The sequence below is a fragment of the Paenibacillus sp. FSL R7-0345 genome, from assembly GCF_038595055.1.
In the GTDB taxonomy this organism is placed as follows: domain Bacteria; phylum Bacillota; class Bacilli; order Paenibacillales; family Paenibacillaceae; genus Paenibacillus_AQ.
The window spans coordinates 2008108-2022883 of record NZ_CP152002.1 but is presented as its reverse complement, the minus strand read 5'-3'; the positions used below and the strand labels follow the sequence as shown (position 1 = coordinate 2022883).

The following is a 14776-nucleotide window of genomic DNA, read 5'->3' as shown; positions in this document are numbered from 1 at the left end:
CTCTCCGTTCCTTATTAAACAGTTTTCTGACAGGTGCCAAACCACCAAAGCTGCCGCCTCCATGCACCAGCCCGCAATCCCGCCAAAAATCTAAATTCCCTTGAACTGCTTCACAAAGCCCATATCATTAGTGTAGAAATAGCGGATGTCGTCGATTCCGTATTTCAGCATCGCGATCCGCTCCACGCCCATACCAAAAGCGAAGCCGCTGTACTTCTCAGGGTCGTAACCGCCCATTCTAAGCACGTTCGGATGTACCATACCTGCGCCGAGGATTTCCAGCCAGCCGCTCTGCTTGCACAGGCGGCAGCCCTTGCCGCCGCATTTGAAGCAGCTGACATCAACCTCAACACTAGGCTCGGTGAACGGGAAGAAGCTTGGACGCAGGCGGATGCCTGTTGCCGGTCCGAACATTTCCTTCACGAACTGGTTCAGCGTTCCTTTAAGGTCACTCATGCGGATTTTGCTGCCGATCACAAGACCCTCGATCTGATGGAACTGGAAGGAGTGGGTCGCATCGTCATCATCGCGGCGGTATACCTTGCCGGGACAGATGATTTTGACCGGAGTTTCACCCTTCATGGCCTGCATGGTGCGGACCTGTACCGGTGAGGTCTGGGTGCGCATGAGCAGATCCTCTGTTAAATAGAAGGAATCCTGCATATCGCGCGCCGGGTGGTTCTTCGGCAGATTGAGCGCTTCGAAGTTGTAATAGTCCGTCTCCACCTCAGGACCTTCAGCTACCTTGTAGCCCATACCGATGAAAATATCCTCAATCTCCTGAACGACCCGGTTCAGCGGGTGAATACCTCCCTGCGGCAAGCCACGGCCCGGCAGCGTTACGTCGATTTTCTCGGCCTGTAGACGGTTCAAGGTCTCCTGCTGCTGGAACGCCTCCTGCTTGGCTGTAATAATCTCTTCAATGGCGCTGCGCACCAGGTTCGCCACCTGGCCGATCACCGGCCGCTCTTCGGCGCTCAGTCCTCCCATTCCACGCAGAACCTCTGTCAGCTCGCCTTTTTTGCCCAGATATTTGACACGCAGATCATTCAGCGCCTGCGGATCTGTAACCTCCTGCAGCTTAGCCAAGGCCTCGACCTTCAATGCTTCCAGCTTTTCTTTCATGGCATGCACTGCCCCCTTTGATGATGTATTGTACGACAAAAAAAGGCCTTTTCTCCCGGTAAGGGACGAAAAGACCGTGGTACCACCCTTGTTAGACAAGCTGCACCATATCCCTATAAGAGAGGTATTCCCTCTTACGGCACGGTAAAGACATGTCTCACTTTAACAGAAATAACGGTCTGCGGCCGGTATCCCCTACTGAATGTAATTCAGGGAACTGCTCCGGAGTGAAATTCGGCAGCTCTGCTCTCCCAGAAACGCTCTCAATCTCCGGCGTTTCCTCCCTGTTGGCCAGGCACTGCGTACTTGTCTCCATCACTGCATTTAAGCTAATTAAATCTTATCTTCATTAAAAGATATGCATCAATAGTATAAGCAAAAAACGGACGTTTGACAAGCGGATAGAAATTTAGGCTAATTTTTATCTGTTTTTAATCTTCCTTTAAGTTTCTAAACGCTTTTGCCGGAAATTTTTCAGCTAACGTTCAGCGGCGCTTGATATTTTTCCTAATTAGGAAGGCCTGGCTATCCTTATTTTACCTCGTGAAATGGAAAGTCCAGGTTTTTAAACAGGGAGGGAAATTCATGCACAAACGAAGTAAAGCTTATGTTCTGCTGCTGCTCAGCACATTTGCCGTAAGTCAGTTCCCGGGCTATACCGGACATACAGCCTATGCGGCAGCCGCAGCCACAACAGCTGTCAAAACAGCTGCAGCCGTAACGGAAGTCTCAACGCTCGCCAAGCTGAGTCAGCTGAACTTGGGAGCGTCCTTCAGCGTAAAGCTCAGCGATGTCAGCGTGTTCGCCCAGGACAGCGGAAATATTTTAACGTATACCCTTACTTACACCAATAGCTCAAGCACCAGTGTCAATCTGATCAACTACTTCTCCAAGGTTGTTACAACCGGAGGCAGTGTGATCAAGGGAACGGCGGTTTCGGCCGACAGCACGGTCAAAAAAATCGCCGGTAAAGAAACTAAGAGCATTACATACTACGCAAATATCGGTAAAGCCGCTACGGTAAAAGGGCTCAAAATCAATATGTACGGCTGGAATTTCAGCGCAGCCAATTATGAGCAGCGGATCGGCACGTTTACCGTTCCTTCTAATTACTCACTCGCTGCGCTGCAGGGGGAGAGCAAAAAGATCGGGCTGAACAGCACTCCGGTTACCAGCCAGGCTAGCTCGCTGCAAATCTATAAATATAACGGCAAGGTATACGCCAAAGTCGGGCTCAGCCTGACAAATCTGGGCACCAAGGTGCTGAGCGATCCGGGATACAGCATGTATCTGAAATCCTCCGGAGGTTCCGTATTTACACTGGCACTGGATGAGAGCAGCTCAGAGTACAAGCTTCAGCCGCAGCAAAAGAAGACACTGTACTTCATGACTGAAATCCCGGCGTATATGAACACTTCCAAAATGGAGCTGCAGATTGCCAAGCTGGATGATGGCCTCAAGCTGTACCTGCCGGTTGCCTCTTATTCGCTGCCTGCTGCGGTTACCGCCGACTTCACCGTTGCTGCCGGGGCCATCAAAAAGCTCTCAATAAACAGCAACATTGTGGATATGCAGCTGAAATCCTCAGCCGTATACGCCGAGAACGAAAATGGAATCTGGACCTACCAGTTCCGGGTCAAAAACACAGGCAGCACAGCAGTTACTTTGCCTGCCTACGAGTTGTCGGTCAAGTCAGCCGAAGGCTACTCCTTCCCTATTACGACAACAGCTTTCAACAGCCTTACGCTGAAGCCGCTGGAAGAGAAGCTGATCGAGCTTACTGCCAGTGTGCCGCTTGAGCTCGCCCAGGATACCCTGCAGCTTCAGGTTATTCCGCCGGCAGCTGCGGACAATTCAACCAAGATTATGCTGCCTGTAGCCTATTTCAAAATCCCTTACAAGCTGGAGAGCAACACTCACATCACATCCGAAGCCAGCGTTACCAACAATTACGGCACATTTGGGGTTACCCTGCAGTCTCTGCAGCGTCTGCCTTGGGGCGATGAGGACCTGATCCAGGCCAAGCTCAGTATCCGGAACAGCACCTCCAAGACAATTACATTGCCTAAGCTGACAGGAATGCTGAAGGCGGATCTGAATGATCTGACCGGCTCAACCCAGGTTGTTGTCGATAATGACGTGTCCATCCTTGCCCCTGGTGAAAGTGCACAGCTTACAGTCTTGGCTCATGTTCCATACACGCTGGACTACAGCCAGACCAAGATCATTCTCCAGGAAGCCTCCGGACAGTTCCTTTCTTTGAGTACAAGTGACGGAGCAGTAACCAGCCTCAGCCCGCTGGCAGCAGGTTCGTCCGTTAAGATTACCGCAGCCGGCAAAAAAGCAAGCATCCAGGAGCGCCTGACCAAGGTTTATACCGGCAGCAGCTCAAAAACCATATACAGCGAAGTAGAGATGAACAGTGAGGAATCCCGTCAGACGAACCTGGCCCGGCTTTATGCCTCCTTCCGGACAACGGACGGGCAGTATTTTGAAGCTACAGTTAATCAGTCGGAGCTGGCAACCGGTGCTACAGGAAAAACACTGGTCACTTTCTCGGCAAGTGTTCCATCTACGGTGGATACCTCTTCCCTCCAGCTTTATATTGGACAGGCGGTTGCTGACGGCAAGCTGACTACCGCAGGTACAGCAGCAACAGGATATGTGAATACAGCTGCCCTGGCACTCAATGTCACAACGGTAACATCACAGACGAACCTGAACAACGGCGTGTCCATGTTCCCTTACTCGCTTACAATTACCAATTCTGCGGGCAGCCTGATTGCAGGCAACACCAATCTTACCTTGTCCTTCAATTATAACTTGACCCAGGATTCCACTTATCAGACTGGCGCGTACGGTCATAAGCTCGTGCTGCACTTTATTGATCCATATGGACAATTTTATGAAAAGACACTGACCCCCGGCACCGACCTGATTATCGGCAGCAACAGCCTGTATACAACGACGATCAGCAGTACGCTGTTCAAGTCCCTTAACGGCGGTAACTACAGACTGACATTGTATGATGAATTCCAGGGTCAGCGGATTGAACTGGGCAGCCAGGTTTATGACATTACAGTTACCCAGCCGGCTGCAGCAGCAGACGATGATAAGGATACTGCTTCGGATAAGGAAGCCGGGACCGGCAGCAGCACAAGCACTGACACCAGCGATACTACAGCAGATAGTGCATCTTAAGATTTAGGCAGCCCTGCAATTTTTGTATTTTATATTGAGCAAGATGGAGGACCTTGAATGAAGAAGAAAAAAGTGATTATCGCTTCAAGTATCTTAGTAGTGGCAATCGCAGGTGTTTTAGCCTATGTGCTGTGGCCAGATTCCGGCAAGGAGGCCAGTGCGGCCCCGTTGAATACCGCTCTTGTGTCAAAAGGTAATATTCTTAACGGAGTGTCAGGCTCCGGCTCGGTGTCACCGATCAATACGGACAGCATCCGGACAAAGGAAGCCGGGGAAGTCGACCAGGTTCTGGTGGCCAAGGGCGATGTCGTTAAAAAAGGCGATGTGCTGATTACCTTTGTAGCCAGCGATCTGAGCGACAAAATCAAGGATGCCGAGAAGTCCTTGGCCAGCCTGAAGACAGAGCTTACGGACAAGCAGGAAAATTATAAGACGCTGGCGATGAATAATGCTACCGAGGAAGAGCTGGCTTCAGCCAAAAAGGCGATCGAAAAAGCGGAAAGCGATATTGTCACCCAGCAGGAATCCATCGCCGACATTGAAGAGGATATGCTTCCTCCCGATCCGCTGACCGCCCCGATGGACGGTACGATTACAGCAGTTAATATCACGGACGGCGAGCAGGCCCAGAACGGCTCGGAGCTGTTCACAATGACCGACTACGAAAACCTGAGCGTTACTGTTCAGGTGGATGAACTGGACATTCCGAATATCAAGCTTGACCAGGCTGCAACCATCACACTGGATGCCCTGGAAGATCAGGAATTTGCAGGTAAGGTTATTGATATCGCCAAAGAAGGAACCTCCTCCAATGGTGTCTCCCTCTTCGATGTGACTGTAGGCCTGAATGAGTCTGAAGGTGTGCTCGTCGGCATGTCGGCAGAGGTAGCCATCACGATTGAAGAAAAGAACGATGTACTGACAGTACCGATTGAAGCCGTAACAGAGGTAAATGGAAAATACTACGTCAACGTTCCATCAACGGACGGAGACACCAGTGACACCAGTGATACCGGTACTGACGGGGAAGCTCCTTCCCGCGATGCTGCCAGCGGGCAGGCTCCAGGCGGCGAAGCTCCTTCCGGTGATGCAGCCGGCGGCGCGTCCGGCTGGCAGGGCCGCGGCACTGAAGGCCGCGGAGGCTCGTTCCCGAGCGGCGCTCCGAGCGGAGGCTTCCCGGGTGGCGGCCAGTCTGGCGGCAGAGGCGGCTCCAGCACGGCATCCGGCCAGAAGCGAGCCCAGGTTACCGTCGGCATTCACGACGAGAGCAACATTGAAATTGTCAGCGGACTTTCCGAAGGCGATGAAGTGATTATCCCGACCGTTATCAGCACTGGCAGCTCCTCCAGTGCCGCGCAGACCCAGATGGGCGGCATGGGAGGAATGGGCGGCTTTAGTACAGGCGGCTTTAGCGGAGGAAGCGGAGGCTTCAGCGGCGGTACCGGCGGTCCTCCTTCCGGCGGCGGGGGCGGCATGGGCGGTGGTCGCCAATGAGCAGCCAGCAGCCGCTGATCAAAGTTGAGAATATGGTTCACAGGTATGTAATGGCCGGGGATACAATGACTATCCTGAAAGGCCTCAGCTTTACAATAGAGCATGGGGAGTTCGTGGCGATTATCGGCCCCTCGGGCTCCGGTAAATCTACACTAATGAACATGCTGGGATGCCTTGATGTAGCGAATGAAGGCGATTATTTCCTGGACGGCCAGGAAATCCGCAAGCTGTCCGACAATAAGCTGGCGCAAATCCGCAATGAGAAAATCGGCTTTATCTTTCAAAATTTCAATCTGCTGCCCAAGCTGTCAGCGGTAGAAAATGTGGAACTCCCCCTGATCTACCGGGGGGTTTCCCACAGGGAACGCAGAGAGGTTGCCCGCAATGCGCTGATCCGGGTCGGTCTTGAAGAAAGAATCGACCACCGGCCCTCAGAGCTGTCCGGAGGGCAGCAGCAGCGCGTAGCCATTGCCCGTGCGCTGGCCGGTACACCGCCGATTCTGCTCGCCGATGAACCTACCGGCGCCCTTGATTCCAGAACAGGAAGAGAGGTTCTGCAGATGATCAAGGAACTGAATGAACAGGGACACACCATTGTTCTGATTACGCATGACCTCGAAATCGCCGAACAGGCTAAACGGGTCATCCGCATACAGGACGGAAATCTTGTCGAGGATCGGAGGATTGCCAGATAATGATGCTTTATCAAAGTATGAAAATGGCCTTAAAGAGCATACTCAGCAGTAAAATCCGGGCATTCCTGACCATGCTCGGGATCATTATCGGTGTTTCTTCTGTAATCGCGCTTGTCTCTGTAGGCCAGGGGACGACTTCACAAATCACGGAATCCTTAAGCTCACTGGGCACCAACCAGTTAACGGTTAGCATTACCGGACGCGGGGCGACAACCTCCCTGACCTATGAGGAAGCGCTGGCACTGGGAGAAATTGAAGGCGTAGAAAATGTTTCTCCGGTAATCAGCGGCAATGTCACCGCCAAGCACGGGACGGAGAATGTTACAGTATCCGTTGAAGGAATTACTCCTGCTTATGAGGACGTTCAGGATTTCCATGTGCAGTCGGGACGTTTTCTGCTGAGCATTGATACGGAATACCGTCAGAAGGTTGCGCTGATCGGTACAGACACTGCAGAGGACCTCTTTGGTACAGACAGCCCTGTCGGAGAAAAGGTGCAGCTTAACGGCACCAGCTTCAAAATTGTCGGACTGCTGGAAAGCAAAGGTACCACCAGCGGCGGCTCCAGTGATGAGAAAATCCTGATTCCGATTGGAACTGCAGAACGTTTCCTGCAGAGTAAGGGCGTCCGCTCCATTACCATTACTACGACCTCCAATGAAAACGTCGAGGATGTCAAAACAAAACTGGAGTCTGCCCTGGATGCCAAGTTCAGCGGTGCGGAAAATTCTTATTCCGTCTTTGACTCACAGGAGATGCTTGAGACTGTAAATGAAACCAGTAATACGCTCTCACTGGCGCTAGGCGGAATAGCCGGCATTTCTTTGTTCGTCGGCGGCATAGGCATCATGAATATCATGATTGTCTCCGTGAATGAGCGCACAAGAGAAATCGGCATCCGCAAAGCCATAGGAGCCAAGAAAATGAACATTATGATGCAGTTCATGATCGAGTCTGTGGTGCTTAGCGGTGTCGGCGGTCTGATTGGCGTCGGCTTGGGCCTCGGCGCCAGTTGGGCCGTCGGTAATTATACATCAATGAATGTCGCGACATCCTGGAACATGGTCATCATCTCCTTTACGTTCTCTTTGATCATCGGAGTAGTGTTCGGGATGATTCCGGCGAACAAAGCGGCAAGAATGCGCCCGATTTATGCACTCCGCAACGATTAATTTCCGGCACAAGCTATATGGAATCCGCCAAGTCCTCCTTTTTGGGCTTGGCGGATTTTTTTATCTGCCTGAAGAGGGTATCGTTTAAAGAAAAGATGGGTAATAGGATTCAAGGGCAGGAATAGAAATAGTCTGTAGGGTTCAATACATAATTTAAAAATTTGTTGTAAAATTTGTTTATATGTTCATCTTCGCCGGTTGTGTGCAGATCCGGAGGTTCCGGAATTCCGCACATTTCCGGTTGTAAGGCGTTATCGTGGTACATAAGCTGTCTGCAGCCGTTCCGCTTGTTAACAGTTCAGGCAGGAAATCCTGACGGATGAGAAGAATCGTTAATTGTACAGAAGCTGAGCTTTCCTGTGACTTTTGAATGACCCCTCCTCCAGTCCCTGAAGGACCTAGCTCCGCAGTGGATCAGCACAATGTTATGTACTCAGCAATGAAAGTTCTTTAAGTTTGATGCGGGGAGAGGATGACAGTGGCAGGCTTATCCAAGAAAAACAACAACACACGCAGATTGATTATCGTATTTGCCGCTATCTCAGTGCTACTGGTCGTTATCAGCACCGCTTCGCTGCTGTATTTAAATGCTACTATGAATAGGCTTTCAGACTCATTGTACAGTGACGTGTACCAGAACTCTGAGCTGATTCTGAACGCTGACCGGGATCTATACCAGGGGGCCGTCTCGCTGCACGCGGCACTTAGTCCGAATATCACAAGTGAGCAGCGCAGCCTGTTCGCCCAAAATTTCGAGGACAATAATACCCAAATCAGGCAGCGTCTCACCATGGCAAGCTATAATATTAACAACCTGGACAGTCCATACAGCGGAATGAAGCAGAGCGAACTGCTGCTAAATGATCTCAGAAATAAGCTGGAAAGCTTTGATAGCTCCTTTGAAACCTGGAAGGAAACAGGCCGTGACCTCATTTCCCGGCGGGTGCAAACCGGTTGGAATCAAGACAGCTACTCAGCTGCTCTTTTAAATAACCAGCTGATGGAGACGCGCAGCAGCCTGGACGAGGCAGAGAATCTGATCGACAATTACGCCCAGCAGATTACCCTGGAATTCCGTGAGAAAAAGAGTGCCCTTTTTGCCGTCTACTCTCTGTTCCTGTCCCTCCTGATTCTGGTCATCATCTATCTGTGCCGCAGGCTGATCTCACTGCAGAACCAGATGCTGGAGGAGAAATCACTGTACCAGCTGATCGGTGAAACCATGTCTGACTTTATTATTCTTACCGATCCGAACGGCCTGATCCTGTATGCTTCGCCTTCACATGCCGGCGTGCTTGGTTATATTCCGGAGAAAGGTTCCCCGCTCACCAATTATATCCGTGAGGCAGAGGTCTCCTGGGCCAAGCTGAAGAGCGCCATTCAGGGCTCCTCCCGTATTTCTGAGCTGCGCATGCGTGCCTCGGAAGGACACTGGGTATGGCTGGAGACCAAAGTATCGCCGGTTAGCGGCAGTAAGGTGTTCCCGGCCCAGTTCATGCTGATTTCCCGCGAAATCACGCAGCGCAAGCAATATGAAGAGCGGCTGCACAAGCTGGCCTTCTATGATCATCTGACGGCGATTCCGAACCGGGCGCATTTCAAAATGTACATGGAAAACCTGATCACCCAGCCGGAAGAGCGCAGGCAGGAAATTGCGCTGGCGCTGCTCGACTGCGACCGGTTTAAACAGCTGAACGACACGCTCGGCCATCTGGCCGGCGATGAATTCCTGCAGCTGCTGTCCCGTGAACTGCAGCAGACAGTCAAAGGGACCGGGCAAGCCTTCCGCATCGGCGGCGATGAATTTGCCGTTGTTCTCCACCGGTTCAACAGCCCGGAAATGCTGGATGAAATGCTGCAGCGGCTGCTGCAATTGTTTAATAAGACCTGGTCTGTGAACAACGGCTCCAGCTTCCACACTTCCGCCAGCATCGGAGTAGCCCTGTATCCGCAGCACGGTACCGGTATTAATGAGCTGCTTCGTGCAGCCGATCTGGCGATGTACCGCTCCAAGAATCATGGCGGCAATAAAGCCAGCCTGTATAATGAGGTTGTGGACGAGGAATTTTCCGATCAGATCAAATAATGCACTAGCCCAATGACAAAAAGGCGCCCCTTAAGCCGGAAACGGCAGGGACGCCTTTTTTGACGTATCAGAAAGTATATACTTAGGGATCGCTCATGAAAGCGTTCTGTCAGCTGGTCAGCTGCAGCGGATCATCCGCATTGCCGCGGCCGGACTGCTTACGTTCGCGGACCAGCACCTTGATCAGCTTTTCGCTGCCGGAGCAGTCAATGAACCGGTCGCCGTCCGCCGCCTTTTCTTCCCAGTCATTCAGCCGCAGAATATAGCCGACAGACTGTGTGCCCAGTTCAGCTTCAATTCTCGCCACAGCCCGGCCGTTCTCCATCTGCCGGAAATCACATTGGCCGTCCTGGATACCTGTACCCCAGACCCACAAATTCCAGCCGCGGTAATCGCCGTCCGGGCGGTCATAATGAACTTCAATAATCTTGGATCTCGGCGCGGGTTCACCATAGCTGTCATACAGCACCATCATCGACAGGCCTTCAACCTGAACCTCCTGATCCCCCGCGATCCGGAAGGCTTCCGTACCTGCGTAGCTGTGATCCGCTACAATGTTCCAGCAGCCGCCGGTATAAGGCAGGCTCTGTGTAATGCTATGCGTGTTGGCATTGAAAATAACAACAATATTGTTCCAGACATCTCCGCCGGCATTATCCTTCAGCATATAGGAGACTACACCGCCGTCACAGCGGAGGAATTCAAGGGAACGTTCAATTTCCTGGCGGCCATGCAGCCGGAAAGCAGGATGCTTGCGGCGCAGCTCAATCAGGCCTTTGTAATACTGGAAGACCGGCATAAATGCCTGCTTCCGGTCCCAGCGGATTGCATTAATAACATCCGGGCTGCGGTAGCTGTTATGATCGCCGTATTTGCTGCGCAGCATTTCATCACCGGCCTGAATAAACGGTATGCCTTGCGAAGTCAGGATCAGGCCGTTAGCCAGCAGCGAGCGGCGTACGGTCTCGTTGCCGAGTACATTATGCGGATCGACCGCAAAATAAGGATCTGCCTCCCTGACAGCCGCCTCCAGATCTCCGCCGTACTTCAAACTTCCATTCTCCAGCTCAGGCAGTCCGGCTGCCTGCCGCAGACCCTGTGAAGTCAGTATTTTGTCCCACAGGTTAAGATTATCGTGAGCCGTCACATAGTTAACCGTTTCAACCGGCGAATCGGTAAAATCATGGATGGCGCCTTTGATTCCGGATGCCACCGCGCCTTCCTTCCCATACTCGCCGGTCACAAACCCTCTGCCCCAGCCGTCACTGTCCCCTTTGATCGCTGAGCGGAAGTTGTCATTAAAGACCGCATACCCTTTGCCGCGCTGCACGCCTTTGAGGGTTTTCATTGCCAGCGGAGAATCTCCGCCCGTCCAGGGCTCCCCGTAAATCAGCAGATTCGGGTTCACGGCAAGCCGCAGCTCCTCTGTGATCTCACGGATCGTCACGCTATCCATAAGGCCCATCAAATCAAAACGGAAACCGTCAATATGATACTCGGAAGCCCAGTAAGCCAGGGAATCCTTGATAAATTTGCGGACCATCGGCCGTTCTGTAGCAAGCTCATTGCCGACACCCGAGCCGTTCGATAACCGTCCCAGATAGTCCCGGCGGTAGAAATAATCCGGTACCAGCGGTTCAAAAGGCCCCTTTTCAAACGCATACGTATGGTTATAGACGACATCCATAATCACCGCAATCCCTTTGCTGTGCAGCGCCTGCACCATTTCCTTGAATTCGCGGATACGTGTACCCGGATCAGCCGGATCCGTGCTGTATGAGCCTTCCGGAACATTATAGTGCTGCGGGTCATAGCCCCAGTTGTATTCCGTATAATAGTCCGGAAGAGGCCCCTCCCCTGCACCGTTCAGCTCATCAACCGTCTGATAATCGAACACTGGCAGCAGATGGACATGGGTGATGCCGAGCTCAGCCAGATGATCAATGCCCAGCGGATTTCCGGCAGCATCACGCAGACCGGTTTCGGTAAAAGCCTTAAACTTGCCCTTATGCACGATCTCCGAGCTATTATGAGCAGAGAAATCACGCACATGCAGCTCATAGATCACAGCGTCGGCCGGATGCGGGAGCTGCGGTGACTTATCCCCTTCCCAGCCCTCTGGATCTGTATCCCGCAGCTCCACTATGGCTGAACGCAGCCCGTTGGCCGAAACAGCGGTTGCATAAGGGTCGGCGGCTTCATTTATCGTTCCATTCTCAAAAATCGTGCGGTACATATAATACTTGCCCTTCAAATCTCCGGATACCTTTACCTGCCAGATCCCGCCATCGCCGCGCTGCATCGGAACAATGCTACCGCTGTCCCTGCCGAACATCAGCTGGGAGCTGGCACCGGTTCCTGCGGTCTCATAGAGTACAAGCGATACGGTAAAAGCCGTCGGCGCCCACACCTTGAACTGGCTGTAGTCTGCGGTATAGGTAAGGCCAAGATCAGTGCCTGCATAAGTTTCGAGCTCTGTCTCTGTATTCATATAATTACTGTTCATAACATCCTCACCATCCTAATGCCCGCCGTGGATTATACCGGCGAACGGATCACCTTGCTTCATTTCAGCTATTAACACAACATTTAGAAAACATACTTGCACTGCTTTGCAAGCGGGGTGTAGCGGTGCCCTTACTCCGAGTTCAAGCTAATAACTTGGCTCAAAATAGTATATGTAACACTATGTTCACAGGTTTGGGTCCAGCGGCCTATTCTGCTGTCTACACTACATATATCGACATTTTATGGCATTTATTTAAGAAAAAAAACAAAGGAGGCTAATCTACCGGAAGTATAGTCCATAATGCTGCATACTGCTACTGTTAATTGCTGTTATCTGCCGAATGCTCCGAGGTACAGCAGCGACCTTTGCAGATTTTCCTTTTATAAACAGCAAAAAAACCGGCCCCTTCTCAGGAGACCGGCATAAAGTAGTTGGAAAAGTGAACTTGCCAAAACGGATCTTGCTTAAGCTTCAAAAAAATTACTTCACGCTGCTTTGCACAAGTGCAGCAACTTCCTCAGCCGTGCCGAGCTGCAGCGCTTTGGCAGCCATTTCCTTCATTTCAGCAGCAGACAGCTTGGAAATCTGGCTGCGTGCCGGCAGGATGGAAGTGGCACTCATGCTGAATTCATCAAGACCCAGGCCGAGCAGAAGCGGAATCGCGGTGGAGTCACCGGCCATCTCGCCGCACATGCCGGTCCATTTGCCTTCAGCGTGTGCCGCGTCGATCACGATTTTGACCAGACGCAGAATTGCCGGATTGTACGGCTGATACAGGTAGGATACCTGCTCATTCATACGGTCAGCAGCCATTGTATATTGAATAAGGTCATTTGTTCCAATACTGAAGAAATCAACTTCCTTCGCGAACTGGTCAGCCAGCACCGCAGTAGAAGGAATTTCTACCATAATACCGAGCTGGATATTGTCGGATACCTCTTTGCCTTCTTCACGCAGCTTCGCTTTCTCCTCAAGCAGGAGGTCACGGGCTGCACGGAATTCGCCAAGGGTGGCAATCATCGGGAACATGATCCGCAGGTCGCCGTGTGCACTTGCTCTGAGCAGGGCGCGCAGCTGGGTACGGAAAATATCCTGACGGTCCAGACAAAGGCGGATGGCCCGGAAGCCGAGAAACGGGTTCATTTCCTTAGGCAGATCCAGATAAGGAAGCTCCTTGTCGCCGCCGATATCCAGCGTGCGGACAACAACCGGCTTGCCTTTCATGTTCTCAAGCACGGTGCGGTACGCGTTGTACTGTACTTCCTCGGAAGGCAGCTTGTCGCGGCCCATGTAAAGGAATTCGGTACGGTACAGGCCTACGCCCTCGCCGCCGTTCTCAATTACACCGGCTACATCGTTAGGCGTACCAATGTTGGCTGCCAGCTCGACATGCTTGCCGTCAGCAGATACGGTCGCTTCATCACGAAGCTTTTTCCACTCGGCGATTTGCAGATCGTAAGCTTCCTGCTTGGTTTTGTACTCAGCTACTTCAGCCTCGCTAGGGTTAATCAGCACGTCACCGCTCAAACCGTCAACGATTACCAGATCGCCTGCTTTAACCAGGGACAGCACATTTTTGGTGCCGACAACCGCCGGAATTTCCAGGGAACGGGCCATAATCGCCGAGTGCGAAGTACGTCCGCCGATGTTGGTGGTGAAGCCTTTAACAAAGTTACGGTTCAGCTGCGCAGTATCAGACGGTGTCAGATCCTGTGCAATAACAATAACTTCTTCACTGATCTCAGCCGGGCTGATGTAGTGAATGCCCAGCAGGTGATTCAGTACGCGCTTGGTTACATCACGCATATCGGCAGCGCGTTCCTGCAGGTAGGCGCTTTTCATATTCTCGAACATGGAAACAAATTGTGCTGCAACTTCATTCAAAGCATAGTCCGCATTAACCGCTTCTTCCCGGATCTTATCCATTACCGGGCTGATCAGCTCAGGATCTTCAAGAATCAGCAGATGAGATTCAAAGATCTCCGCTTTCTTCTCGCCCAGCTCAGCAAGCGTACGCTCCTTGATGGCCAGCAGTTCACCCTTGGATTTATCCAGGGCGGCCTGCAATTTAGCCAGCTCAGCTTCTACATCGCTTACTGCAGTCTTGGTAATGGTATAATCCGGATGTTCCAGGATAAATGCACGGGCTACGGCAATACCTGCTGAAGCCGCGATTCCTGAAATTTTACTCATTAATTTCTCCCAGCCCTTCTTTGATCATTACATCCTGCAATGCGCTCAGTGCTTCTGCTTCTTCGCTGCCTTCAGTGATCAGGGTCAGTGTGTCGCCTGCTTCAAGACCCAGGGACAATACGCCAAGAATCGATTTCAAAGTTACTTTTTTGCCTTTTGCTTCTGCAAAAGCCTCAGTGCCTTTAAATTTAGTTGCTGTATTTACCAGGGCAGTTGCTGGACGTGCGTGAATTCCGTCTTCATCAACAATTTTGAAAGTTTTTTGCATAATAATCCAACTCGCTTTCTGTGTATTTGGTAT

General features: G+C 51.7%; 9 protein-coding genes and 1 other annotated feature. Of the genes, 5 read left to right on the top strand and 4 right to left on the bottom strand.

Annotated elements, in window-relative coordinates; all coding sequences use genetic code 11:
- Positions 1 to 90: 90 nt before the first annotated feature.
- The gene (pheS, locus tag NST84_RS08435; protein ID WP_342565152.1) at positions 91 to 1125 is read right to left on the bottom strand and encodes a phenylalanine--tRNA ligase subunit alpha; all 1035 of its coding nucleotides are present in this window, start codon (positions 1123 to 1125) and stop codon (positions 91 to 93) included.
- A gap of 58 nt (positions 1126 to 1183) precedes the next feature.
- Positions 1184 to 1453, bottom strand: a binding site (T-box leader).
- Between the two features lie 257 nt (positions 1454 to 1710).
- Here pheS and NST84_RS08430 point away from each other — a divergent pair.
- From NST84_RS08430 to NST84_RS08410, 5 genes are all read left to right on the top strand, one after another.
- On the top strand, positions 1711 to 4326 hold the full coding sequence (locus tag NST84_RS08430; RefSeq protein WP_342565151.1) for a hypothetical protein: 2616 nt from the start codon (positions 1711 to 1713) through the stop codon (positions 4324 to 4326).
- 57 nt (positions 4327 to 4383) lie between these two features.
- Entirely contained in the window at positions 4384 to 5820 is a 1437-nt protein-coding gene (locus NST84_RS08425; RefSeq protein WP_342565150.1) for an efflux RND transporter periplasmic adaptor subunit, read from the top strand.
- Complete coding sequence (locus NST84_RS08420; RefSeq protein WP_342565149.1) at positions 5817 to 6515, top strand: ABC transporter ATP-binding protein; 699 nt, start codon at positions 5817 to 5819, stop codon at positions 6513 to 6515. The genes NST84_RS08425 and NST84_RS08420 overlap by 4 nt, the downstream gene beginning before the upstream one ends.
- Positions 6515 to 7687, top strand: coding sequence for an ABC transporter permease (locus tag NST84_RS08415; protein WP_342565148.1), 1173 nt, complete (start codon positions 6515 to 6517; stop codon positions 7685 to 7687). Before NST84_RS08420 ends, NST84_RS08415 begins: the two co-directional genes overlap by 1 nt.
- Positions 7688 to 8165: 478 nt before the next feature.
- Positions 8166 to 9773 carry a sensor domain-containing diguanylate cyclase gene (locus NST84_RS08410; RefSeq protein WP_342565147.1) on the top strand — a complete coding sequence of 536 codons (1608 nt, stop codon included), beginning with the start codon at positions 8166 to 8168 and terminating at the stop codon, positions 9771 to 9773.
- Between the two features lie 109 nt (positions 9774 to 9882).
- Here NST84_RS08410 and pulA read toward each other — a convergent pair whose 3' ends face one another.
- From pulA to NST84_RS08395, 3 genes are all read right to left on the bottom strand, one after another.
- Positions 9883 to 12279: a type I pullulanase gene (pulA, locus tag NST84_RS08405; protein WP_342565146.1), complete on the bottom strand. Its 2397-nt coding sequence runs from the start codon at positions 12277 to 12279 to the stop codon at positions 9883 to 9885.
- 483 nt (positions 12280 to 12762) lie between these two features.
- Positions 12763 to 14475 (bottom strand): phosphoenolpyruvate--protein phosphotransferase, encoded by a 1713-nt coding sequence (gene ptsP / locus NST84_RS08400; protein WP_342565145.1) that lies wholly within the window; start codon positions 14473 to 14475, stop codon positions 12763 to 12765.
- Positions 14468 to 14743: an HPr family phosphocarrier protein gene (locus NST84_RS08395; RefSeq protein ID WP_342565144.1), complete on the bottom strand. Its 276-nt coding sequence runs from the start codon at positions 14741 to 14743 to the stop codon at positions 14468 to 14470. Before NST84_RS08395 ends, ptsP begins: the two co-directional genes overlap by 8 nt.
- Between the last annotated feature and the right edge of the window lie 33 nt (positions 14744 to 14776).